Raw genomic sequence first — 24,024 nt, 5'->3', positions numbered from 1 at the left:
CCCGACTACATGCACCCCACCCACTACATCCACCTCGACCACCTCCCCCTCAACCCCAACGGAAAACTCGACCGCAACGCCCTCCCCGCACCCGTGATCGCGCCCCGGCCCGAGCCCTCGACCGGCGCCGCGACCACGACCACGGTCCCCACCGGCACGCCCGAGCAGGTGCTGTGCGCGCTCACGGCCGAGGTCCTCGGACTCTCGGCGGTCGGCCCGCAGGAGAACTTCTTCGAGCTGGGCGGCGACAGCATCGTCTCGATCCGCCTGGTCAGCCTGGCCCGCAAGGCCGGACTGACCATCTCGGCCCGGCAGGTCTTCCAGCACCCGACCCCGGCCGCCCTGGCCGGCGTCGCGGTGGTGCGCGACGCCGCCGCGGCCCCCGCTCCCCGTCCCTCCGACGGCGGCCCCGGACCGCTGCCGCTGCCCCCGGTGGCGCAGTGGCTCGCCGAACGCGGCGGCCCCTTCGCCTCCTTCGGCCAGGCCCGGCTGGTCCGGCTGCCGGCCGGGGTGGAGCACGCGCACCTGACGGCCGCCCTCCAGGCGGTCCTGGACCTGCACGACGCCCTGCGCATGGACCTGACCGTGCACCACCCCGGGGTGTGGAGCGCGCGGATCCGCGAGTCGGCCGACGTACGGGCCGACGCGGTGCTCGAACGCGTCGACGCGGCCGGGCTGCCGGACGAGGGGCTGCGGGCGCTGATCGCGGCCGAGTCGGGCCGCGTGTCGGCCCTGATCGACCCGGCGGCCGGGGTGACCGTACGCGCGGTGCACTTCGACGCGGGTCCCGGGCAGGAGGGCCGGCTGCTGATCGCCGCCCACCACCTGGCGGTGGACGAGGTCTCCTGGCAGATCCTGATCCCCGACCTGCGGGCCGCGTACGAGGCGGTCGCCGGCGGGCGCGCCCCGGCCCTGGAGCCGGTGCCCACCTCGCTGCGCGGCTGGACCACGCACCTGCTCGCCGAGGCGCAGCACCCGCGCCGGACGGCCGAGTTGGAGCGCTGGTTGGCGGCGACGCCGGGCCGGCCGCTGCTGGCGGACCGGGCGCTGGACCCGTCGACGGACACGGCCGGTACGACCCGTCGGCTGAGCGTGCGGATGTCGGCCGAGCGCACCGCCCCGCTGCTCCAGGCGGTGCCCGCGGCCTTCCACGGCACCGTCGGTGACGCCCTGTTGGCGGCGCTGGCGCTGTCCGTCGGGGACTGGGCCGCGCGGACGGGCCGGGGCGACGGCTCCGGTCTCACCGTGGACCTGGAGGGCCACGGCCGGGAGCAGGAGTCGCTGCCGGGCGCCGATCTCACCCGTACGGTCGGCTGGTTCACCACCATCCACCCGCTGCGGTTGCCCGCCGGCTCGTACGACCCGGTCGCGGTGGCGGCCGGACGCGAGGACGCCGGGGCCGTGCTGAAGGAGGTCAAGGAGCTGCTGCGCGGCGTTCCGGACGGTGGCATCGGGGCGGGTCTGCTCCGGTACGCCAACCCGGCGTCGGCCCGGCTGTTCGACCCCTCGGCCCGCGCCGAGGTCCTGTGGAACTACCTGGGGCGTCAGACCGGGCGGGCCTCGTCCGCCTGGGGTCCCGCGGCGGAGGCGGACGCGTTGTCGGCCCGCCGGGATCCGGCGCTGCCGCTGTCGCACGTCCTGGAGATCACCGCGGAGGTCACCGACGGGGACGAGGGGCCGGAGCTGACCGTGTCCTTCACCTGGGCGGGCGGGGCGCTCTCCCAGGACACGGTCGCCGCGCTCGCGGACGGTCTGTTCGGCGCCGTCGACACCTTCGCCGCCTGGGCCGAAGGCACCACCACCGGGGGGTACACCCCCTCGGACCTCGACCTGGTCGACCTCGACCAGGACCAGATCACCATGCTCGAAGAAATGTGGAGGGCCCAGCAGTGACGCAGGCGCGAATCGAGGACATGCTTCCGCTGTCCCCCTTGCAGCAGGGAATGCTGTTCCATTCGGTGTACGACCAGAGCGCGCCCGACGTCTACACCGTCCAGGTCTCCGTGACCCTCGCGGGCCCGCTCGACGCGGACCGGTTGGAGCGGGCGGGGGCGGCCCTGTTGCGGCGCCACCCGAACCTGCGGGCCGGGTTCTGGCACGAGGGGGTGCCGCAGCCGGTGCAGTTCGTGCCGGCGGAGGTGGCGTTCGCGCTGGGCCGGGTGGACCTGAGCGACGATCCGTCGCCGTCGGCGGTGCGCCGCGTGGAGCGGGCCGAGCTGAGCCACCGCTTCGCCCTGCACAAGCCGCCGCTGCTGCGCCTGACCCTGGTGCGCCGGGGGCCGGACGACCACCTGCTGGTCATCACGGTGCACCACATCCTGGTCGACGGCTGGTCGATGCCGCTGCTGGTCGGTGACCTGCTGGCGCTCTACGACAACGGCGGCGACGTCGCCGCCCTGCCCGCCGTACACCCCTACCGGGACTACCTGAAGTGGCTGAAGGCGCAGGACGGGCCGGCGGCCGAGGGGGCCTGGCGTGGTGCGCTGGCGGGTCTGGAGGAGCCCACGCTCGTGGCTCCCGCCGACCCGACCCGGGCCGGGGTCCGGCCGGGGGTGCACCGGCTGGAGCTGTCGGAGGGGGACACGGCGGCCCTGAAGGCGGTGGCGCGTCGGCTGGGCACGACGCCGAGCACGGTGATCGAGGCGGCCTGGGGGTTGTTGCTGGGATCCCTGACCGGCCGGCAGGACGTGGTGTTCGGGCTGACGGTCTCCGGCCGGCCGGAGGAGCTGCCGGGCGTGGAGTCCATGGTCGGCCTCTTCATCACCACCGTTCCGGTGCGGTTGACGGCCCGGCCCGCGGAGAGCCTGGCCGATCTGCTGCGCCGCTTCCGTGACGAGCAGAACGCGCTGCTGGCCCACCACCACCTCGGGCTGCGCCGCATCCAGAAGGAGGCGGGCGGCGGGGAGCTGTTCGACACGCTGGTGGTCATCGAGAACTACCCGGTGGACCCGTCCGCCCGGCCCGCCCTGTCGGGCGGGCTGCGGGTGGCGGACGTGTCGGCCCGGGACGCGACGCACTACCCGCTGACGCTCGCGGTGGCCCTGGACGAGCGGGCCGAACTGGCCCTGGAGTACCGGCCCGACCTGTTCGACGCCCGGGCCGTCGAGGGGATCGCGGAGCGGCTGTCGGGGCTGCTGCGGCAGGTGACGCGGACGCCCGAGGCCCCGGTGGGCCGGCTGGAGCTGATCACGGCGGGCGAGCGGGAGCGGCTGCGGGAGGGCTGGGCCGGCACCGTGCGCGACGTGCCGGCGGGTACGGTCGCGGACCGGTTCGCGGAGCGCGCGGCGGCCACGCCCGACGCCTGCGCGGTGGTGGCGGGCGAGCGGCGGCTCACCTTCGCGGAGCTGGACGCGCGGGCGGCCCGGTTGGCGGCCCTGCTGGCCGGCCGGGGCGTGGGTCCGGAGTCGGTGGTGGCGTTGGCGCTGCCGCGGTCCGTGGACTCGGTCGTGGCGATCCTGGCGGTCCTCAAGGCGGGCGCCGCCTACCTCCCGATGGACCTGGACTATCCGGCGGACCGGCTGGCGCTGATGCTGGCGGACGCGACTCCGGCGTGCGTGGTGACGGGCGGGGCCGCGGCGGCCCTGCTGCCTGCGCCGTCGGCGGGCGACCCCGAGCGGATCGTGCTGGGGTCCGCGCGGACCGAGGCCGAACTCGCCTCGTACGGGGAGCGGTTCGAGGGGCCCGCGGTGGACTCGGCACACCCGGCCTACGTGATCTACACCTCGGGTTCCACGGGCCTGCCCAAGGGCGTGGTGCTGACCAGCGGTGGTCTGTCGAACCTGTACGCCAACCACCTGGCCGAGGTGTTCGCGCCGGCGGTCGGCGCGGCGGGCGGGCGCCGGATGCGCGCCCTGCACACCGCCTCCTTCAGCTTCGACACCTCCTGGGAGCAGTTGTTCTGGCTCGTCGCGGGCCACGAGCTGCACGTCCTGGACGAGACGGGCCGCCGCGACGCGGAGTTCACCGTCGGGTACGTGCGCGAGCACCGCATCGACGCGATGGACGTGACGCCGACCTACGCGCAGGCGCTGCTGGAGTGGGGGCTCCTGGACGCCGGGGCTCACCGCCCCGGTCTGCTGCTGCTGGGCGGCGAGGCGGTGCCGGAGGCCCTGTGGTCCGAGGTGCGCGGCGCTCCGGGCGTGATGTCGGTGAACCTGTACGGGCCCACCGAGTACACGGTGGACGCGCTGGCCGCCGACCTGGCCGACTCGGCCACCGCGATCGTCGGGCGGCCGATCGGCAACACCTCGGCGTACGTGCTGGACGGGGCGCTGCGCCCGGTGCCGGCCGGTACCGTCGGTGAGCTGTACCTGTCGGGTCACGGCACGGCGCGCGGCTACCTGGGACGTCCCGCGCTGACGGCGGGCCGGTTCGTGGCCGATCCGTTCGGCGCGCCGGGTGCGCGGATGTACCGTACGGGCGACCTCGTGCGGCTGCGCGGCGACGGTCGGCTGGAGTTCCTCGGCCGGGCCGACGACCAGGTCAAGATCCGCGGGTTCCGGATCGAGCCGGGCGAGGTGGAGGCGGCGCTGAGCGCCGTGGCGGGCGTGACGACGGCGGCCGTGGTGGTCCGCGAGGACACGCCGGGGGTGAAGCGGCTGGTCGGGTACGTGACCGGTGACGTGGATCCGTCGGCGGTCCGCGCGGAGCTGGCCTCCCGGCTGCCGGACCATCTGGTCCCGGCGGCGGTGGTGGTGCTGGAGCGGCTGCCGTTGAACGTGAGCGGCAAGCTCGACCGGGCGGCCCTGCCGGCGCCCTCGCTGGGCGGGGCGGAGGGCTCCCGGGCTCCGCGCGACGAGCGCGAGCGGGCCCTGTGCGCGGTCTTCGTCGAGCTGCTGGGGCTCGCGTCGGTCGGCGTCGACGAGGACTTCTTCGCGTTGGGCGGCGACAGCATCGTCTCCATCCAGTTGGTCGCGCGGGCCCGCAAGGAGGGGCTCGTGCTGACCCCCCGCGATGTCTTCGAGCACCGTACGGTCGCCCGGCTGGCGGCCGCCGCGGGCAGTGCGGAGCCCGGCGCCGGGCAGGCGCCGACGGCCGCCGGACCGTTGGTCGAGCTGACCGAGGCGCAGCGGGAGCTGCTGGCCGGGGCCTTCCCGGCGCACGAGGAGGTGCTGCCGCTCGCGCCGCTCCAGGAGGGCCTGTACTTCCACGCGGTCTACGACGACCGGGCGCTGGACGTGTACCTGATGCAGAACTTCGTGGAGCTGCTGCACGAGGTGGACGCGGCGGCCCTGCGGTCGGCGTTCGAGGCGCTGCTGCGCCGGCACCCCAACCTGCGTTCGGGGTTCTGGCACGAGGGCCTGGAGGGTCCGGTGCAGGTGGTCCCCTCCTCGTGGGAGCTGCCCTGGCGGGAGCTGGACCTCAGCGCGCTGGACCGTGAGGCGCAGGACGAGGCGCTGCGGGAGTTCTCGCTGGCCGACGCGGCGACCCGGTTCGACCTGGCGGCCCCTCCGCTGCTGCGGGTGATGTTGATCAAGTTCGCGGCGGACCGGTGGATGCTGTGCGTGACGCAGCACCACATCCTGACGGACGGCTGGTCGGAGTCGCTGTTCTTCGAGGAGCTGTTCTCCCTCTACGGCAACGGCGGCGCGGTGGAGGCGCTGGCTCCGGTGACCCCGTACCGGGACTACCTGCGCTGGTTGTCCCTGGTGGACACCGAGGAGGCGGCCGGGGCCTGGCGGGCCCACCTGTCGGGGTTGGAGCAGGGCACGCTGGTCGCGCCGGCCGATCCGAACCGGCAGCCGGTGACGGCCGAGGTGGTGGACCTGTCCCTGGACGAGGGGACCAGCGACCGGCTGCGGGCGTTCGCCCGCGGGTGCGGGGTCACCCTGAACACGGTGCTGAGCACGGCGTGGTCGATCGCGCTGGCCGGGATGACCGGCCGCGACGACGTGGTCTTCGGCGCGACGGTCTCGGGTCGTCCGGCGGACGTCGCGGGCGTGGACCAGATGATCGGCATGTTCATGAACACGCTGCCGTTCCGGGTCTCGCTGCGGTCCGACGAGAACCTGCGCGACCTGCTGGTGCGGGTGCAGGCCGAGCACGCGGACCTGCTGCCGCACCACTACGTGGGCCTGGGACCGATCCAGCGGCTGAGCGGGATCGGGCAGCTCTTCGACACCCTGTACGTCTTCCGCAACACCCCGCTGGACGACTCGGCGCGCGAGGCCGCCGTGGCCCGGCACGGGATCGGGTGGACGCACAGCGTCGACGGGACGCACTATCCGTTGACGCTGGCGGTGACCCCGGGCCGGGCGCTGGAGCTGACGCTGGCCTACCGGCCCGACCTGTACGACGAGGACACGGCCCGGGTGCTGGCGGGCCGGCTGGCCGCGCTGGTGGGCCAGTTGGCGGACGGCGGCGCGCTGCCGGTCGGGCGGCTGGCGACGGTGGCCGCCGACGAGCGGGCGCTGCTGCTGGCCAAGGGGGACGACACCGGGTACGCGGTGCCGGACACCACGGTGATCGACCTGTTCGCCGCGCAGGCGGCCCGCACCCCCGAGGACACCGCCCTGGTGTTCGAGGAGGAGCGGCTGTCCTACGCCGAGCTGGACGCCCGTGCCAACCGTCTGGCGCGCGCCCTGGTGGCGCGGGGCGCGGGTCCGGAGGCGGTGGTCGCCCTGGGGCTGCCGCGCTCCGCGGACTTCGTGGTCTCGCTGTTCGCCGTGCTGAAGACGGGCGCCGCCTACCTGCCGCTCGACCTGGACCACCCGGTGGAGCGTCTCGCCGACATGGTCCGCGACGCCGCGCCGCTGTGCCTGGTGACGACGGGCGCGGTCGCGGGCCGGGTTCCGGTGGTGGCGGGCGTGCCGGCCCTGGAGCTCGACGCGCCGGCGGTCGGGGAGGAGCTGGCGGGGCTGTCCCCGTCCGCCCTGGCGGAGTCGGAGCTGACGGGGACGCGCGACGGCCGGCATCCGGCGTACGTCATCTACACCTCCGGTTCCACGGGTCGACCCAAGGGCGTCGTGGTCCCCTACTCGGGGCTCACGAACATGCTGCTCAACCACCGGGAGCGGATCTTCGCGCCGGCGGTGGCCCTGGCCGGGGGGCGCCGGATGAAGGTGGCGCACACGGTCTCCTTCGCCTTCGACATGTCGTGGGAGGAGTTCTTCTGGCTGGTCGACGGGCACGAGGTGCACGTCATCGGCGAGGAGCTGCGGCTGGACCCGGCGGCGCTGACGGCGCACTACGACCGGGTGGGCATCGACGTCGTCAACGTCACCCCCTCCTACGGGCAGCAGCTGGTGGAGGCCGGTCTGCTGGCCGCGGACCGGCACCGGCCGACGCTGGTGCTGCTGGGAGGCGAGGCGGTCCCGGACGGCCTGTGGAGCCTGCTGGAGCGGACCGAGGGCACGATGGGCTACAACCTGTACGGCCCCACCGAGTACACGATCAACGCGTTGGGCGCGGACGTGGCCGACAGCGCGACCTCCTGCGTGGGCCGGCCCATCTTCAACACGCGGGCGTACGTCCTGGACAGCGCGCTGCGGCCGGTGCCGGTCGGCGTGCCCGGTGAGCTGTACCTGGCCGGAGCGGGGCTGGCCCGGGGCTACTTCGGGCGTCCGGCGCTGACCGCGGAGCGGTTCGTGGCGGATCCCTTCGGGGAGCCGGGCACGCTCATGTACCGCACCGGCGACCTGGTGCGGTGGCGTGCGGACGACGCCCTGGACTACCTGGGGCGGGCGGACGACCAGATCAAGATCCGGGGGTTCCGGATCGAGCTCGGCGAGATCGAGTCGGCGGTCGCCTCCGCGCCGGGCGTCGCCGCGGCCGCGGTGACGGCGCACACCGGCCGGGGCGGGGTGGGTCGTCTGGTGGCCTACGCCGTGCCCGCGGCCGGGGAGACCTGCGAGGCGGCGGCGCTGCGGGCGCACCTGTCGCGCACGCTGCCGGAGTACATGGTGCCGTCGGCGTTCGTCGAGCTGGCGGCGCTGCCGCTGACCGTGAACGGGAAGGTGGACCGGGCGGCCCTGCCGGTGCCGGAGTTCTCCGTCGAGCAGGGGGGACGGCCGCCGAAGGACGCCCGCGAGGAGCTGCTCGCCCGGATCTTCGCCGAGGTCCTGGGGCTGGAGCGGGTCGGCGTCGAGGACAACTTCTTCGAGTTGGGCGGGCATTCGCTGCTGGCGATGCGGCTGGTCGGCCGGATCAGGGAGGCCCTCGGGGTGCCGGTGCAGGTGGCGGCGGTGATGGCCGCGCCGACGGTGGCGGACATCGCCTCCCGGATCGGCGCGGACGCCCGCGAGGGCGCCCTGCGGGTGCTGATGCCGCTGCGGGAGCGGGGCTCCGCCGCGCCGCTGTTCTGCTTCCACCCCGCCTCGGGGTTCGCCTGGCAGTACACGGGGCTGCTGCGGTACCTGGACGCCGACCGGCCGGTCTACGGCCTCCAGTCGCCGGGGCTGTCCGGGCCGCGGCCGGAGGTCGAGGACGTGGCGGGGCTCGCGGAGCTGTACCTCGACGAGATCAGGTCGGTGCAGCCGCACGGCCCGTACCACTTCCTCGGGTACTCCTTCGGCGGGACGGTGGCCCAGACGCTCGCCGCGCTGCTCCAGGAGCGCGGCGAGGAGGTCGCCTTCCTCGGGCTGCTCGACGCCTACCCGCCGGAGACGGAGGACTGGGCGTACGTCGAGGACCCGGCGTGGGAGGAGCGGCTGCGGCGCGAGGAGAGCGGCTTCCTGCTCTCGGTGGCCGGGCTGGAGGGCCCCCGGGACGGCGCCGAGGTCGACCGGGCGCAGGCGGTGACGGCGATCCGCGACAGCCAGGGGCTGTTGGCCGGTTTCGACGAGGCGCTCCTCGACGCGATCGTCGCGACGAACCTGCACTGCGTGCGGCTGCTCGCGCGCAGCCGCACCCGGCGGTTCAGGGGTGACGTGCTGTTCTTCACGGCGGCGCGCACCACCGCGGCCGACGAGGCGCCCGCGCGGGTCTGGCCCCCGTACCTCGACGGGCGGCTCGACGAGCACGTGCTGGACTGCGCGCACGACGAGCTGATGTCGCCGGCCGCCCTGGAGCGGATCGGTCCGGCGGTGGCGCGGGCGCTGGCGGCGCTCGACGGCCGGAGCTGACGGCCGCGTGGGGGCGGGGCCGCCGCGGCCCCGCCGGGGCGGCCCCGCCCCCACGGCAATTCCCCTGCCGGGTCGTTCCGTTCACGCGCGGAAACGTTCCGGCAGCGGAATGGGAGAACCAAGATTCTTAGGTTAGGCTTACCTTATTAGAGGGGGCGTGCATGTCTGTCACACTGCCCGGCGTGCCAGGACTCGCCGGACGCGTGGCCCTGGTCACCGGCGCGGGCCAGGGCATCGGAGCGGCCGTGGCCCGCTCCCTGTGGGAGCTGGGGGTCTCCGTGGCCGCCACCGACCTCCAGGGGGAGGCGGTCGCGGCGCTCGCGGACCGTCTGGCGCCGTCCCCCGGGACGGCCGACGGATCGGCCGACGGATCGAGACCGATCCTGCGGCCCTACGCCCTCGACGTCACCGACCCGCGCGCCGTCGAACGGACCGCGGCCGAGGTCGGCGACGACCTCGGACCCATCGACATCCTGGTCAACGTCGCGGGCGTGCTGCGCACCGGACCGGCCGCCGAACTCACCGACGCGGACTGGTCGCGGACCTTCGCCGTGAACGCGGGCGGGGTCTTCCACACCGCCCGCGCCGTCGCCCCCGGGATGGCGGAACGCGGCCGGGGCAGCATCGTCACCGTCGCCTCCAACGCGGCCGGGATCCCCCGGACCGGCATGGCCGCGTACGCCGCCTCCAAGGCGGCGGCGGTGATGTTCACCAAGTGCCTGGGCCTGGAGTACGCCCGCCACGGGGTCCGCTGCAACGTGGTGGCGCCGGGATCCACCGACACCCCGATGCAACGGTCGCTGTGGACCGACCCCGAATCCCCGCGCCGCGTGCTCGACGGCGACCTCGCCACCTACCGCACCGGCATCCCCCTGGCCCGGATCGCCGACCCGCAGGACATCGCCGACGCCGTGGTGTTCCTCGCCTCCGACCGGGCCCGCCACATCACGATGCAGGACCTCTACGTGGACGGCGGCGCCACCCTGCGCTGACCGCGCGCCCGCGCACCGCTCCCGCCACGAGGCCCACCCACCCCGCCAACACCCGCCGGCGCGGCCGACCCGCCCGCCGTTCGAAGAGGAGTCACCGTGCCAACGGTCCACCCCGTCGCCACACCCCCCGCACCGGGCGACCCGTCCGCACCCGCCGTGGGTGCGGCCACCGCCCTGCTCGACGCCTACCGACCCGGCGCCCGCTTCCTCGCGACGCCGACCCGGACCCTCCTCGCGGACGGCGTACGCACCGTGGTCCCCACGGGTGACTCCCCGCTCGCCGACCGCGTGCGCGCGGCCCTCGCCGACGCCGCGCGCGACGGCGACCCCTGGCCGGTGGTCATGGGCGCCGTGCCCTTCGACCACGAGGCCCCCGCGGCCCTCGTCGTCCCCGCGTCGGTGCACGACGGGCCGCCGCTGAGCACCGACCCCCTGGTGGCCCTGGACCCCACGGCCCCGGTCACCGGCGGATGGTCCGTGACCCCGGTGCCGCGGCCGGAGGCGTACGCCGGGGGCGTGGCCGCCGCCGTGCGACGGATGCGCGCGGGCGAGCTGGACAAGGTGGTCCTCTCCCGCACCCTCGAACTGCTCTCGCCCGGACCGCTGGACCTCCCGTCCATGCTCGGACGCCTCGCCCGTCGCGACCCGGGCGGCTACACCTTCGCGCTGCCCACCGGCCCCGGCCGCACCCTCCTCGGCGCCAGCCCCGAACTGCTCGTCTCCCGGCGGGGGAACCGTTTCGTCGCCAACCCGCTGGCCGGCTCCACCCCCCGCAGCGCCGACCTCGCCGAGGACGTGCTGCGGGCCGCCACGCTGCTGCGCTCGGAGAAGGACCTGCACGAGCACGGTGTCGTGGTGGACGCCGTACGCCGGGCCATGGCCCCGTACTGCTCCGAACTGCACGTGCCCGAGCGCCCCACCCTGGTGCGCACCGCGACGATGTGGCACCTGTCGACCACCGTGACGGCCGTCGCGGACGACCCGGAGCTGTGCGCGCTCGGCATGGCCACCGCCCTGCACCCCACGCCGGCGGTGTGCGGCACGCCGACCGACACGGCCCGCCGCGTCATCGAGGAGACCGAGCCCTTCGACCGGGGCTTCTTCACCGGTGTCGTCGGCTGGCAGGACGCGAGCGGCGACGGCGAGTGGGTCGTCACCATCCGCTGCGCCGAGGCCCAGGACCGACGGCTGCGGCTGTTCGCGGGCGCCGGCGTGGTGGCGGGCTCCGACCCCGAGGCGGAGACCGCCGAGACCGCCGCGAAGTTCCGTACCTTCCTCCAGGCCGTGGGAGCCGAACTGTGAGCGTCGACGCACCGCTGTGGCCCCGGGAGTTCGCCGACCGGTACCGCGCCGCCGGCTGGTGGCGCGGCGAGACCTTCGGCGGCGTGCTGCGCGAACGCGCCGCCGCCCACCCGGACCGGGTGGCGATCGTGGACCCGACGGGGGCGCCGGACGGCGGCCGGCGCGCCTGGACGTACGGCGAACTGGACCTGCGGGCCGACCGGATGGCCGCCGGACTGGCCGCCCGCGGCATCACCGCCGGCGACCGCGTGGTCGTCCAACTGCCCAACACCGCCGAGTTCTTCGAGGTCGTCTTCGCCCTCTTCCGGCTCGGCGCGCTCCCGGTGTTCGCCCTTCCGGCGCACCGGCACACCGAGATCGCCTACTTCTGCTCCTTCACCGAGGCGGTCGCCTACGTGATCGCGGACGTCTCCGGCGGCTTCGACTACCGCGAACTGGCCGCGTCCGTGCGCGAGGAGGTCCCGGGCCTGCGGCACGTCCTCGTGGCGGGCGGGGACCCCGGCCCCTTCACCGCCCTGGCCGACGTGCCGATCGAGCCCTCGGAGCGGCGGCCGGAACCGGATCCGGGCGACATCGCCTTCCTCCAGCTGTCCGGCGGCAGCACGGGCGTGCCGAAGCTGATCCCGCGCACGCACGACGACTACCTGTACTCGGTGCGCGGGTCGAACGAGATCTGCGCCGTCGACGCCGACTCGGTGTACCTGGTGGCCCTGCCGGCCGCCCACAACTTCCCGCTGTCCTCGCCCGGTTCCCTCGGCGCCCTGTACGCGGGCGGGCGCGTGGTCCTCGCCCCACAGCCCGTGCCGGACGCGGCGTTCCCCCTCATCGAGGCGGAAGGGGTGACCATCACCGGGCTGGTGCCGCCGCTGGCCCTGCTGTGGACCGACGCCGCCACCCGCACGGCCTACGACCTGAGCAGCCTCGACGTGCTGCTGGTCGGGGGCGCGAAGTTCAGCGAGGAGGCCGCCCGGCGGGCCGGGCCCGCCCTCGGCTGCCGGCTCCAGCAGGTGTTCGGCATGGCGGAGGGCCTCGTCAACTACACCCGTCTCGACGACCCGTCGGAGACCGTCGTCACCACCCAGGGCCGGCCCATCTCCCCGGACGACGAGATCCTCGTCGTGGACGACGAGGACCGCCCGGTGCCGGCCGAGACTACCGGGCACCTGCTGACCCGGGGCCCCTACACGATCCGCGGCTACTGGCGGGCTCCGGAGCACAACGCCCGCTCCTTCACCGCCGACGGCTTCTACCGGACGGGGGACGTCGTACGACAGACCCCGACGGGACACCTCGTGGTGGAGGGCCGCGCCAAGGACCAGATCAACCGCGGCGGTGAGAAGATCGCCGCGGAGGAGGTCGAGAACCACCTCCTGGCGCATCCGGCGGTCCACGACGCGAACGTGGTCGCGGAGCCGGACCCCTACCTCGGTGAGCGGACCTGCGCGTACGTGATCCTGCGGGACGGGGCGGAGCGGCCGACGGCCGTCGCCGTCAAACGTTTCGTGCGCGGGCGGGGGTTGGCCGCCTACAAGGTGCCCGACCGGGTCGAGTTCGTCACCGTCTTCCCCACGACGGGGGTCGGCAAGGTCTCGAAGAAGGACCTGCGGGCCGCCGCCGATCCCGCCCCCGTCCCCGGGGCCCCCGCCGCCCCCTCCCCCGCGAGCGCCGCCCCGCCCGCCGCCTCCCCGCATCCCGAACCGCAGTGATCGGAACTCCCATGGCCCTGCCCACCATCGCCCCGTACCCCCTGCCGACCGCCGCCGACCTGCCCGCCAACCGGGTGGAGTGGGAGGTCGACCCGGCGCGGGCGGTCCTGCTGGTCCACGACCTCCAGAACTACTTCCTTTCCGCGTACGACACCACGAGCGAGCCCGTCACCGGTCTGCTGCGCCAGGTGTCCCGGCTGCGCAAGGAGGCCGTGCGCGCCGGTGTGCCCGTCTTCTACACCGCCCAGCCCGGCGGCCAGAGCCCCGTCGAACGCGGCCTCCAGCAGGACTTCTGGGGGCCGGGGCTGCCCGCCGACCCCGAGGCCGAGGCCATCGCCGAGGCGGTGGCGCCCGCGCCCGGCGACACGGTGCTGACCAAGTGGAAGTACAGCGGCTTCGTCCGCACGGACCTGCTGGAGCGGCTGCGCGCCCTGGGCCGCGACCAGTTGGTCATCACCGGCGTGTACGCGCACATCGGGGTGCTGATGACGGCGTGCGACGCGTGGATGCGCGACGTGCAGGCCTTCGTCGTCGCCGACGCGGTCGCGGACTTCTCCGCCCGTGAGCACGCGATGGCGCTCGAATGGGCCGCCGGCCGGTGCGCGTACGTGACCACGACCGACGCCGTCTGCTCCGCCCTGTGACCACCGCGCCGGCGCCGGCGGAGGCGGTCGCGGGAGCGGCCCCGGACGCCCTGCGCCCCTCCCCGGACGCCCCTGCCGCGGGCCCCGCGCACGGGCCGGCCCCGCTGCGTCCGGTGGAACTGCCGGTGGAGCTGCCCGGCCGGGCCCGGGTGTGGGCGATCCCGGTGCCCGACAACACCGCGGCCGCCAGGGCCCGGCTGCACGAGCTGGACCGCGAGGAGCGGGCCCGGGCGGCCCGGTTGCGCCGCCCCGACGACGCGGCCCGGTTCCTGGTGGCCCACGTCGGCCTGCGCGAACTCCTCGCCCGACGGCTCGGCACCGACCCGGGGCGGCTGGTGGTCGAACGGGAGCCCTGCGCCGGCTGCGGGCGCCCGCACGGGCGTCCGCACCTGCCGGGCGACCCCGTGCACTTCTCGCTCTCGCACTCCGGGGACCTGGTGCTCGTCGCCCTCGCCCCGGTGCCGGTGGGCGTGGACGTCGAGGCGGTCCGTCCCCCCGCCCCGACGGCCCACCCCGCCGGCGCCCTGCACCGCGCCGAACAGGCCGAACTCCTCGCGCTGCCGCACCGGGAGCGGGCCGCCGCCTTCGCCCGCTGCTGGACGCGCAAGGAGGCGGTGCTGAAGTCCACCGGCCGGGGTCTGCTCGACGGGGCCGCGTTCCCCTACGTGGGCACCGGGTCGGATCCCGTCCAGCCTCACGGGCACCACGTACGCGATCTGCCGGTGGCGGAGGGCTTCGCCGCCGCCCTCGCGCTCCGCCCCGGCCCGGTCCCGTCCGCCGCGCAGCGCTCCGTCCGCTCCCCCGGGGCCTCCCCGAAGTCCCCGCCCCGGGAACCGTCCCCTACCCAAGGAGTCCACCCGTGACCGACCGCCTCAACGCCGCCCAGCCCTACGCGCTGGGCCTGTTCCGCATCGTCACCGGCCTGTTCTTCGCCTGTCACGGCGCCGCCTCCCTCTTCGGGGTCCTCGGCGGTGCGCACGGCGGCGGCACGGTCGCGACCGGCGCCTGGCCGGGCTGGTACGCCGCGGTGATCCAGCTGGTGGCCGGCGGCCTGGTCCTGCTGGGCCTGGGCACGCGCGGCGCGGCCTTCGTCGCCTCCGGTTCGATGGCGTACGCCTACTTCACGGCCCATCAGCCGGACGGCCTGTGGCCGATCCAGAACCACGGCGAGTCCTCGGCGATGTTCTGCTGGGCCTTCCTGCTGCTGGTCTTCACCGGACCGGGCGCCTTCGCCCTCGACCGCCTCGTCGGCTCCCGGGCCGGCGCCGGCGCGGGGGACCGGGAACCGGCCGCCGAGCGGGCCCGGACGGCTCCCGCCGCCGGCTGAGCCGCTGCCCGACCGACCGCGCGAAGCCGATGGGCCCGCCCCCGACCGGGGGCGGGCCCATCGCCGCGTCGGCCCTCGCGGCCCGCGCCCGGACCGGGCGGGGCGCTCAGGCCGGGCGGCGTTCGTGGTCCTTGACGTAGCTGCCCGGGGTGCAGCCGAAGTACCGCCGGAACGCGAGGATGTAGCCGTTGGTGCTGGTGAAGCCCACCCGCGCCGCCACCTCCCCGACGAGCCGGCCCTCCTCCAGCAGGCACAGGGAACGGTTGAGCCTCAGCCGTGTGCGCCATTCCGAGAAGGCCATCCCCGTCTCGGCCAGGAACGCCCTGCGCAGACTGGTGGAACTGGTGTAGAGGCCGGCCGCCCACTCGGTGGCGGTGCGCGGGTCGTCCGGCGTGCGGGACAGCTCCCGGGCGACGGCGGCGGCGTTGGCGCTGGTGGGCCGGGGCAGCGGAAGGCTGTCGGGGTGGGTGGCGCACAGCCGGGCGAACACCTCGTGCTCGCTCTCGGGGCCCTGCGTGCTGCGCAACCGGGCCAGCAGCAGCCTGCGCTGGTCGTCCGTCACGCCGACCGGGGTGACCTCCGCGTAGGGCAGCGGGTACGCGTCGGCCTCGAAGCCCTCGACCGCGATGACCGCGTCCTCGCTGAAGCGCGCCGCGTGCACCACGCCGGCCGGTATCCACAGCGCCGCCGCGGCGCTGACCTCGTAGTCGCGCCCCAGGGCCGACACCGTCACCCGTCCCATGGGCACGTAGAGGAACTCGTGGAAGGTGTGGACGTGCGGCGGATGCCCGTTCGCGTCGATCACCCCGTCGTGGACGTCGTCGACCTCGACGTCCCGGTGCCCGCGCTCCGCTGCCACGGCCGTCGACTCGGCCATCTCGCCCTCCCCTTCGTACGGTTCGCGACCGCGGTCCCTGAGTGGGAGGGTTCCGCCCCCTCCGTTGGACCAGGCCTACATTGGTAAGGCTAACCTAAGTACACAATTGCTCGTACGAGGAGTTCCGGAACACCCATGACCCCAACCGCCCCGCCGGTGACGGCACCACCACCGGCACCCGCGAAAGCACGCCTTTCCCGCGGCACCTCGGTGCTGCTCGCGGCCGGCCTGCTCCTCGTGGTGGTGGTCGTCGCGAGCATCGGCCTCGGCGCCCGCGACATCAACGCCCTGGACATCCTCCGGATCCTCCTCCACCCCGGCGGCACCGGGTACGACCACGACGTCCTGTGGACCGAACGGATCCCCCGCACCCTCCTCGGGCTGGCGGTCGGCGCCTCGCTGGGGGCCTCCGGGCTCCTGATGCAGGCGCTGACCATGAACCCGCTGTCCGACCCGGGCGTGCTGGGCGTCGAACAGGGCGCCGCGACCTTCGTCGTGCTCGGCATCCTCCTCCTCGATGTCGCCGACGCGGCCTCGTACTTCTGGCTGGCCCTCCTCGGGTCGGCCGTCACCGCCGCCCTGGTCTACCTGATCGGCACCCGCACCAACGCGGGCAGCACCACCATCGGACTGGTCCTCGCCGGCGTCGCCATCGCCGCCGTCCTGACCTCGCTGATCACCCTGCTCGTCGTCCGCGACGAGGCCCTCTACTCCTCCCTGCGCTTCTGGTCGGTCGGACAGCTCGCCGGGCGCTCCCAGGTGCTCGCCGAGATCACCCCCTTCGCCGTCGCGGGCCTGCTGCTCGCGCTGCCGCTCGGACGTACGCTCAATCTGCTCAGCCTCGGCGAGGAGACCGCCCGCGGCCTCGGACTCCAGGTGCAGCGCGCCCAGTTGGCCACGGCCGCGGTGGCCGTCGCCCTGTGCGCCGCGGCCACCGCCGCCGTCGGCCCGGTCGCCTTCGTGGGCCTCGTCGCGGCACACGTGGCCCGCATGCTCGTCGGCGCCGACCACCGCTGGTCGCTGCCCCTGTCGATGCTGTGCGGGGCGATCCTCCTCGTCGGCGCGGACACCGTGGGCCGCGTGGTCCTCGACCACGGCGAGGTCCAGGTCTCCGTGATGACCGCCATCGTCGGCACCCCCTTCTTCGTGTGGCTGGCCCGCCGCCGCGACCTGGTCCGGATGTGAACGCCATGACCGACACCCGCGTCACCGCGCACGCCCCCTCACCGGATCCCGTCGTGGCCGAGCCCGACGCCGTCAGGGCCACCGCGGCCCGACTGCGCCGCACCCGGCTCGCCGCGGGCCGCAGGGCCGCCGTGCTCGTCACCGTCATGGTGCTCGCCCTGCTCGCCCTGCTGGTGGCCTCCGTACTCCTGGGCGGCCTGCGCAACATCCCCGCGGGCGACGTCCTGCCCGCCGCCTTCGGGCAGCGGACCGGGCTGGCCGACTACGTCATCCACCGTATCCGGTTGCCCAGAGCCCTGGCCGCGCTGCTCGCCGGAGCCCTGTTCGGGCTCTCCGGAGCGCTCTACCAACGGCTCATCCGCAACCCCCTCGCCACCCCGGACATCGTCGGCATCTCGGCCGGCGCGGGCGCCGGCGCGGTGACCGTGCTGCTGTTCGCCCCCGCGATCCCCTTCGGGGTGGAGGCCGCCGCCCTGGGCGGCGCCTTCCTCCTGGTGGGCCTCGTGATGGCGCTGAGCCGGCGCGGCGGCCGGGTGGACACCTTCCGCCTGGTGCTGATAGGCATCGGCATGGCGGCCGTCTGCACCGCCTACGTCAACTACCTGTTCTCCCTGGCCGGACAGCACAGCATCGCCCAGGTGACCCGCTGGCTCGTCGGCAGCGTCAGCGGCGCCACCTGGGACGGGGTCACCACCCTCGCGGTCGCCTTCGCCCTGTGCGCCCTGTGCGCGGCCCCGCTCGGCCGGGCCCTGCACGCCATGTCCCTGGGCGACCAACTGGCCGCCGGGCTCGGCACCAGGGTGGCCTCGGCCCGTACGGCGGCGCTGCTGCTCGGCGCGGCCGCCGCGGCCCTGGCCACCAGCGTGACCGGCCCGATCGGCTTCGTGTCCCTGGTCGCCGGACCCATCGCGGTCCGGTTGGTCGGCGGCGACCGGTCCCTGTTGCTCGCCGCCCCGATCGGCGCGGTCATGGTGCTCGGCGCCGACGTACTGGCCCAGCACGGCCCGCTGATCAGCCCGGTGCCCACGGGAGTCCTCACGGCGCTGCTCGGCGCCCCCTACTTCATCTGGCTGATTCTCCGCCGCAGGCAAGGAGCCACCTCATGACCAGCACCGCGGCCCCGGGCCTGGCGGCCCGGTCCATCACCGCCGGCTACGAACGCAAGCAGGTCATCGAGGACCTCAGCCTGGACGTGGCCACCGGCGAGATCACCGCCCTGGTCGGCCCCAACGCCTGCGGCAAGTCGACGCTGCTGAAGTCGCTGGCCCGACTGCTGCCGGTCGCGGCCGGATCCGTCCTGCTGGACGGCAACGACATCCACGCCCTGCCCACCCGCGAGGTGGCCCGCCGGCTGGGCATCCTGCCGCAGTCGCCGATCGCCCCCGAGAGCATCACCGTCGGGGACCTCGTCTGGCGGGGCCGCCATCCGCACCAGCGGTTCGGCCGGCGGCGTACGGCCTCCGACGACGAGGTCATCGCCCGGGCGCTCACCGCGACCGGCACGGCCGAGCTGATCGGACGGCCCGTGGACCAGCTCTCGGGCGGTCAGCGCCAGCGGGTGTGGATCGCCCTGGCCCTCGCCCAGGAGACGCCCACGCTGTTGCTGGACGAACCCACCACCTACCTCGACATCGCGCACCAGATCGAGGTCATGGACCTGCTCGCGGATCTCAACGAGCAGTCCTCCAAGACCATCGTGCTGGTCTCCCACGACCTCAACCAGGCCGCCCTGTACGCCTCGACCATCGTCGCCATGCGCGACGGTCGGATCGTCCGCCAGGGCACGCCCGAGGAGGTCCTCACCGAACGGACGGTCCGCGAGGTCTTCGGACTGGACTGTCTGGTCGTCCCCCATCCCCGCTCCGGCCGGCCCCAGATCTTCCCCCTGGGCCGACGCACCACCCCCTAGGAGAACAGTCCCCGTGTCCACCTTCGCCAGAACCCGCGGCGCGGCCGCCCTCACGGCCACCGCCCTCTCCCTCGCCCTGCTCACCGCCTGCGGCGGCTCCACCGAGAAGGCGGCCGACGACAAGCCCGCCGCCGGCGCCTCCGCCGAGGCCGGCAAGGGCGCCTTCCCGGTGGCCCTGAAGAACGCCTGGGGCAACACCGAGGTCAAGAAGAAGCCCCTGAAGGTCGCCACCGTCTCCGACGGCGACACCTCCATCGCGCTCGCCCTCGGCGTGGTCCCCGTCATCACCCCCGACGTCGAGGACGGCGGCAAGGTCCCCGAGTACAAGCAGCGCGCCATCGACAAGCTCGGCGCCGGCAAGCTCAAGACCTACGACGACACCGACGGCACCGCCTACGAGGCCATCGCGGCCGAGGCCCCCGACGTCATCCTGGGCGTGAACACCTGGGAGATGGACAAGGACTACGACAAGCTCTCGCCGATCGCGCCTGTCGTCACCTACACCGACAAGAAGCAGGCCGACACCATGACCTGGCAGGAGCGGCTGAAGACCGCCGCCAAGGCGCTGGGTCTGGAGGCCAAGGCCGAGGAGGTCATCGCCGCGAGCGCCAAGGTCACGGCCGACGCCGCCGCCGCGCACCCCGAGTTCAAGGGCAAGACCTACACCTACACGGTGGTCCACCCCGAGCAGATCAGCTTCATGTCCTACGGGGCGCAGGACCCGGGCGTCTTCGAGCAGCTCGGCTTCACCAAGACCGACAAGGCGAAGAACTACGCGCCCGACAAGAACGGCGTGAGCCTGGAGAACCTGGACCAGCTCGACGCCGACGTGCTGCTCCTCACCTACCCCTTCGGCGACCGCGGCGTGATCAGCCCGGCCGAGCTGGAGGGCAACAAGCTCTTCCAGTCGCTGAACTCGGTGAAGAACAAGCACCTCGCGGTGATCCCGTCCGACACCAACCTCGCCTCCTCCCTGGCCTACCCGGACCCGCTCAACGCCCCCTGGGTCGTCGAGAAGCTGACGCCGATCCTGGCCAAGGCCGTCGCCGGCCAGTAGGACCCGCGTTCCACGACGGCCGGCCCGCGCACCGACGCGGTCCGGCCGTCGTGGGCCGCCCGCGCACCGCACCGTCCCGTCGGCCGCCCCCGCGGCCGGTCCCCGTAAGGAGCCCCCATGTCGAGCCGCAACCCCCGTACGCTCGTCACCTTCCCCATCGTGCTGCGGGAACTGACCGTACTGCGCGTCGCGGACGTCACCCCCGGGATGCGGCGGGTGACGCTCGGCGGACCCCAGCTGGCCGCCTTCACCAAGGACGGGCTGGACCTTCCGGCCCTGCGCACCGAGGGTTTCGACGACCACGTGAAGTTCTTCTTCGGGCAGGACGGGAACGCCCCCGTGCTGCCCGGCCAGAACGTCGCCAGTCTCGACTGGCCGACCGACGCCCGGCCGCTCACCAAGGACTACACGCCGGTGCGCTTCGACCCGGAGGCCGGCGAGATCGACTTCGACTTCGTCAACCACCCCGGGGGCGTCGCCTCCTCCTGGGCCCGGGACGCCAAGCCCGGTGACGTCACCTGGATCGCCGGCCCCAAGATGTCGCACGGCCACCCGGAGGGCGCCGACTGGCTGTTGGCCATCGGCGACGAGACGGCCCTGCCCGCCATCGCCCGCTGGCTGGAGGAGATGCCGGAGGGCACCGTCGCCCGCGTGTTCGTCGAGGTGGGCGAGGAGAGCCACCGTCAGGAGCTGCCGACCCGCGCCGACGCCGAGATCACCTGGGTGGTGCGCGACGGCGCCCCCGCCGGCGCCACCGACCTGCTGGAGCGGGCCGTGCGCGCGATGACCTGGCTGCCGGGCACCGTGTTCGCCTGGGCTGCCGGCGAGGCCGTGACCCTCAAGGGCATCCGGCGCCACCTCGCGGTGGACCGCGAGGTGCCCCGCGAGCGGACGCACATCACCGGGTACTGGCGGCGCACCGAGCCGGTGGTCGCCCCGGGCGCGGAGGTCGAGGACGACGACGCGCACGAGCGGCTGCACGAACTGACCGAGATCGCGCCGGGTCTGGCGATCCGCGCCGCCGTCACCGTGGGCCTGGTGGACCTGGTCTACCAGGGGGTGCGCACGACGGAGGAGCTGGCGGCCCGCACCGGCACGCGGCCGGGGACGCTGGGGGCGCTGCTGACGTACCTGGTGTCCCTGGAGGTGTTCGCACACGACGCCGAGGGCTACCGGCTGACCCCGGTCGGCGAGGAACTCGTCGAGGACGACCACTCGTTGGCCGAGTACGACCTGCGGGGCGCGCAGGCCGCCCTGGACCTGTCGCTGGTGGGCCTCCCCGAGGCGCTGTGGACGGGCCGCCCCGGCTACCGCACCGCCTCGGGCGCCCCGCTGGCCGAGGCCATGGCGACGGACGAGCGGCTGGGCGGCTCGGCGCGGGAGGCGGTGGAGGACGAGGCCCTGTGGATCGCGGGCGGGGTGGTCGAGGCCTACGACTGGGCCTCGGTGGAGTCCTTGACGGCGGCCGGACACGGCGCCGGAGCCGTGGTCAACACCCTCCTGAAGGCCTTCCCGTCGCTGCGCGCGAGGATCGCCGCGCAGCCGTCGGCGCTGGGCGTGGTCCGGGACCGGGTCCTGCACACCGAGGTGCTGCCCCGGGTCGAGCTGCTGCCCACGACGGGTACGGTGCCGCCCGGCGACCGCGCCGTCCTGCTGTGCCGGCTGCTGGAACTGCTGCCGGAGGAGGACGCCGTGCTCGCGCTGCGCGAGAGCGCGCTCGCGCTGCCGGCCGGGGGCGAGCTGCTCCTGGTGGAGCCGGTGCGGGGCCAGGACCCCGAGGACGAGGAGGCGGCCCTGCACCACCTGCGGCTGGCCGCGGCCTTCGGCTCGGAGCTGCGCACCGAGGCCGGGTACGCGCGGCTGGTGGAGCGGGCCGGGCTGAGCGTGCGCGCCGTCACCGACATCGGCTGGGACCACCGCCTGTGGGTGCTGACCGGGGCGGCGTGACCTCGTCGCGCCGACGCCGTCGCGGTGCGGCCCGCCGGCGTGAGCCGCGGCGCCGGCGTGCCGGCCCGGGCCCCGTGTCGGCGGGGTGCGGGCCGGCTCGCCCCATCGGGCCGACCCGCCGTGTCAGGCCGGTTTGCCCGTCTCGCGGCCGTCGACGTACGTCGCGACCATCGCGATGTCCCCGATGCGCGAGACGTCCACGCCCAGCGGGTCGTCCCCGAGGACGACGAGGTCGGCGCGTTTGCCGGGGGTGAGGCTGCCCAGGGTGTCCTCCCAGTGGCAGGCGTGGGCGCCCGCGACCGTGTAGGCGTGCAGGGCCTCGCGGACGGTGACGGCCTCGTCCGGGCCGATCGACCGCCCGGAGCCGGACGCCCGCTCGACCATGAACTGGATCGCCCTGAGCGGGGAGCCGTCCGTCACGGGGCGGTCGGAACTGCCGACCAGGGGGACCCCGTGGTCGAGGAAGCCCCGGCCCCGGTAGAGCCACGGCGCGCGGTGCGCGCCCATGATGTCGGCGTAGTCGTCGCCGAACGAGCGCAGGAAGTGGGGCTGGACGACCGCGGCGACGCCGAGCCGCGCGAACCTCGGCAGCTGGTCGGGGCGGACCAGGCCGGCGTGCTCGACGCGGTGGCGGGCCTCGGGCCGGGGGCGCAGGCGTTGGGCGCGTTCCAGGGCGTCCAGGGCCAGGTCGACAGCGCGGTCCCCGATGGCGTGGACGGCGAGCTGCCAGCCGGCCAGGTGGCCGTCCACGATCGTCCGCGTGAGGGCCTCGGGGTCCTCCTGCAACTGCCCGGCGTGCTCCGAGCCCTCGTACGGGGCGCTCAGCGCGGCCGTGCGCGCCATCATCCCGCCGTCGGTGTAGACCTTGAGCGCGCCGACGGACAGCCACGCGTCGCCGAATCCGGTGCGCAGGCCGAGGTCGAGCGCGGCCGGGATGCCGTCGGCCTCGTGCGCGGCGACCGGACGCAGCCGGTCCGCGGAGACCATGAGCTGTACCCGGAGCGGCAACAGGCCGCTGTCCCGAGCGAGTTGATAGGCGCCCAGCTCGACCGGGCTGTGCCCGAAGAGGGCTCCGCCGATGCCCGCCTCGGCGCAGGCGGTGACCCCCTCGGCCAGGCAGGTGCGGGCGGCCCGTCCGATCGCCTCCGCCAACTCCCTTTGGGCGTAGGGCAGTCGCAGGGCGCGGGCGGCGCCCATGGCACCCTCGGCGAGGAAGCCGTCCTCGTGGGGGACACCCGGGTCGAGCAGGTCGAGGACGGCGGTGTTGACGACGCAGCCGTGGCCGGAGTCGTGCAGCACGAACACCTTGCGCCCCCGGCTCACCGTGTCCAGTTCGGCGGCGGTCAGGTGGCGCCCCAGGGGCCGCTGGTCGTATCCCGCGAGGCTCACCCAACCGTCGGGCGCGTCCTGGCGGGCGACCGCCTCGGCCACGACGGCGAGGACCTCGTCGATCCGGGTGAGGCCCGCGATGCTCGCCGTGGTCTGCTTGAGGCCGGTCCAGGCCAGGTGGACGTGGGCGTCGACGAATCCGGGCAGCACCGTGGCCCCCTGGAGGTCGATCACCTCGCGCGCGGGCAGGCCGGCCACGGCCTCGTCCAGGCCGACGATCCGGCCGCGCCAGACGCCCAGTTCGCGGGCGAGGGGCCGGTCCGGATCCATGGTGAGGAAGCGGGCGTTCGTCAGCCTGGTGCAGAGCATCAGGGGCGGCCGTCCGCGGAACGGGCGAGGGAGTGGGGGCGCATGTCGGTCCAGTGGGTCTCGACGTAGTCCAGGCAGGCGTCCCGGGTGTCCTCGCCGAAGACGGTGCTCCAGCCGCCGGGTACCGCGGCGAACGCCGGCCAGAGGGAGTGCCTGCCCTCGTCGTTCACCAGGACGAGGAAGCGGCCTTCGGCGTCGTCGAACGGGTTGGTGCTCACGTCCAGTGCCTCCCGGTGGGGTCGGTCGGGTCCATGGAAAGGACACCAACATTAGGTTAGGCTCGCCTAATCGAGACGAGCTTAGCCCTCGCCCCCGCCC

The 24,024-nt window shown here is 74.6% G+C and carries 16 protein-coding genes; 13 read left to right on the top strand and 3 right to left on the bottom strand.

Annotated features, from left to right (window positions below; all coding sequences use genetic code 11):
• From ACZ6ZI_RS17900 to ACZ6ZI_RS17865, 8 genes are all read left to right on the top strand, one after another.
• On the top strand, nucleotides 1-1,893 hold a 1,893-nt coding region (locus ACZ6ZI_RS17900), incomplete at its 5' end, for a condensation domain-containing protein (protein WP_469521602.1).
• Nucleotides 1,894-1,913: 20 nt separating this feature from the next.
• Nucleotides 1,914-9,062, top strand: a complete 7,149-nt coding sequence (locus ACZ6ZI_RS17895) for an amino acid adenylation domain-containing protein (RefSeq protein ID WP_469521683.1) — start codon at nucleotides 1,914-1,916, stop codon at nucleotides 9,060-9,062.
• A 161-nt stretch (nucleotides 9,063-9,223) separates the two neighbouring features.
• A complete protein-coding gene (locus ACZ6ZI_RS17890; protein WP_469521598.1) occupies nucleotides 9,224-10,054 on the top strand; it encodes a 2,3-dihydro-2,3-dihydroxybenzoate dehydrogenase in 831 nt (276 codons plus the stop codon).
• A 96-nt stretch (nucleotides 10,055-10,150) separates the two neighbouring features.
• Nucleotides 10,151-11,356, top strand: coding sequence for an isochorismate synthase (locus tag ACZ6ZI_RS17885; protein WP_469521595.1), 1,206 nt, complete (start codon nucleotides 10,151-10,153; stop codon nucleotides 11,354-11,356).
• Entirely contained in the window at nucleotides 11,353-13,062 is a 1,710-nt protein-coding gene (locus ACZ6ZI_RS17880) for a (2,3-dihydroxybenzoyl)adenylate synthase (protein WP_469521592.1), read from the top strand. Before ACZ6ZI_RS17885 ends, ACZ6ZI_RS17880 begins: the two co-directional genes overlap by 4 nt.
• Nucleotides 13,063-13,073: 11 nt before the next feature.
• Nucleotides 13,074-13,706 carry an isochorismatase family protein gene (locus ACZ6ZI_RS17875; RefSeq protein WP_469521588.1) on the top strand — a complete coding sequence of 211 codons (633 nt, stop codon included), beginning with the start codon at nucleotides 13,074-13,076 and terminating at the stop codon, nucleotides 13,704-13,706.
• A complete protein-coding gene (locus tag ACZ6ZI_RS17870; RefSeq protein ID WP_469521585.1) occupies nucleotides 13,703-14,569 on the top strand; it encodes a 4'-phosphopantetheinyl transferase family protein in 867 nt (288 codons plus the stop codon). Before ACZ6ZI_RS17875 ends, ACZ6ZI_RS17870 begins: the two co-directional genes overlap by 4 nt.
• Nucleotides 14,566-15,033: a DoxX family protein gene (locus tag ACZ6ZI_RS17865; protein WP_469521582.1), complete on the top strand. Its 468-nt coding sequence runs from the start codon at nucleotides 14,566-14,568 to the stop codon at nucleotides 15,031-15,033. Before ACZ6ZI_RS17870 ends, ACZ6ZI_RS17865 begins: the two co-directional genes overlap by 4 nt.
• 106 nt (nucleotides 15,034-15,139) lie before the next feature.
• Here the strand turns inward: ACZ6ZI_RS17865 and ACZ6ZI_RS17860 are convergent, their stop codons facing one another.
• Nucleotides 15,140-15,910 carry a helix-turn-helix transcriptional regulator gene (locus tag ACZ6ZI_RS17860; protein WP_469521577.1) on the bottom strand — a complete coding sequence of 257 codons (771 nt, stop codon included), beginning with the start codon at nucleotides 15,908-15,910 and terminating at the stop codon, nucleotides 15,140-15,142.
• Between the two features lie 135 nt (nucleotides 15,911-16,045).
• Between ACZ6ZI_RS17860 and ACZ6ZI_RS17855 the strand changes: the two genes are divergently transcribed.
• The 5 genes from ACZ6ZI_RS17855 (at nucleotide 16,046) to ACZ6ZI_RS17835 (ending at nucleotide 22,008) form a co-directional block, all read left to right on the top strand.
• Nucleotides 16,046-17,095, top strand: a complete 1,050-nt coding sequence (locus ACZ6ZI_RS17855; protein ID WP_363061173.1) for a FecCD family ABC transporter permease — start codon at nucleotides 16,046-16,048, stop codon at nucleotides 17,093-17,095.
• Between the two features lie 5 nt (nucleotides 17,096-17,100).
• Complete coding sequence (locus ACZ6ZI_RS17850) at nucleotides 17,101-18,201, top strand: FecCD family ABC transporter permease (protein ID WP_469521574.1); 1,101 nt, start codon at nucleotides 17,101-17,103, stop codon at nucleotides 18,199-18,201.
• On the top strand, nucleotides 18,198-19,004 hold the full coding sequence (locus ACZ6ZI_RS17845) for an ABC transporter ATP-binding protein (RefSeq protein ID WP_363061177.1): 807 nt from the start codon (nucleotides 18,198-18,200) through the stop codon (nucleotides 19,002-19,004). Before ACZ6ZI_RS17850 ends, ACZ6ZI_RS17845 begins: the two co-directional genes overlap by 4 nt.
• 13 nt (nucleotides 19,005-19,017) lie before the next feature.
• Nucleotides 19,018-20,061 carry an ABC transporter substrate-binding protein gene (locus ACZ6ZI_RS17840; protein ID WP_469521569.1) on the top strand — a complete coding sequence of 348 codons (1,044 nt, stop codon included), beginning with the start codon at nucleotides 19,018-19,020 and terminating at the stop codon, nucleotides 20,059-20,061.
• 117 nt (nucleotides 20,062-20,178) lie between these two features.
• Entirely contained in the window at nucleotides 20,179-22,008 is a 1,830-nt protein-coding gene (locus tag ACZ6ZI_RS17835; protein ID WP_469521566.1) for an SIP domain-containing protein, read from the top strand.
• 123 nt (nucleotides 22,009-22,131) lie between these two features.
• Here the strand turns inward: ACZ6ZI_RS17835 and ACZ6ZI_RS17830 are convergent, their stop codons facing one another.
• Nucleotides 22,132-23,706 carry an amidohydrolase gene (locus tag ACZ6ZI_RS17830; RefSeq protein WP_469521563.1) on the bottom strand — a complete coding sequence of 525 codons (1,575 nt, stop codon included), beginning with the start codon at nucleotides 23,704-23,706 and terminating at the stop codon, nucleotides 22,132-22,134.
• Nucleotides 23,706-23,924 carry an MbtH family protein gene (locus ACZ6ZI_RS17825; RefSeq protein ID WP_469521558.1) on the bottom strand — a complete coding sequence of 73 codons (219 nt, stop codon included), beginning with the start codon at nucleotides 23,922-23,924 and terminating at the stop codon, nucleotides 23,706-23,708. The genes ACZ6ZI_RS17830 and ACZ6ZI_RS17825 overlap by 1 nt, the downstream gene beginning before the upstream one ends.
• Between the last annotated feature and the right edge of the window lie 100 nt (nucleotides 23,925-24,024).

This window comes from Streptomyces sp. NPDC103540 (assembly GCF_055584445.1).
This window is presented reverse-complemented; position numbering and strand designations above follow the sequence as displayed.

Coding starts and splice junctions, on each gene's coding strand:
- ACZ6ZI_RS17835 (WP_469521566.1), top strand. CDS start 20,179: ATGTCGAGCCGCAACCCCCGTACGCTCGTCACCTTCCCCATCGTGCTG.
- ACZ6ZI_RS17830 (WP_469521563.1), bottom strand. CDS start 23,706: ATGCTCTGCACCAGGCTGACGAACGCCCGCTTCCTCACCATGGATCCG.
- ACZ6ZI_RS17875 (WP_469521588.1), top strand. CDS start 13,074: ATGGCCCTGCCCACCATCGCCCCGTACCCCCTGCCGACCGCCGCCGAC.
- ACZ6ZI_RS17845 (WP_363061177.1), top strand. CDS start 18,198: ATGACCAGCACCGCGGCCCCGGGCCTGGCGGCCCGGTCCATCACCGCC.
- ACZ6ZI_RS17860 (WP_469521577.1), bottom strand. CDS start 15,910: ATGGCCGAGTCGACGGCCGTGGCAGCGGAGCGCGGGCACCGGGACGTC.
- ACZ6ZI_RS17850 (WP_469521574.1), top strand. CDS start 17,101: ATGACCGACACCCGCGTCACCGCGCACGCCCCCTCACCGGATCCCGTC.
- ACZ6ZI_RS17890 (WP_469521598.1), top strand. CDS start 9,224: ATGTCTGTCACACTGCCCGGCGTGCCAGGACTCGCCGGACGCGTGGCC.
- ACZ6ZI_RS17855 (WP_363061173.1), top strand. CDS start 16,046: ATGACCCCAACCGCCCCGCCGGTGACGGCACCACCACCGGCACCCGCG.
- ACZ6ZI_RS17895 (WP_469521683.1), top strand. CDS start 1,914: ATGCTTCCGCTGTCCCCCTTGCAGCAGGGAATGCTGTTCCATTCGGTG.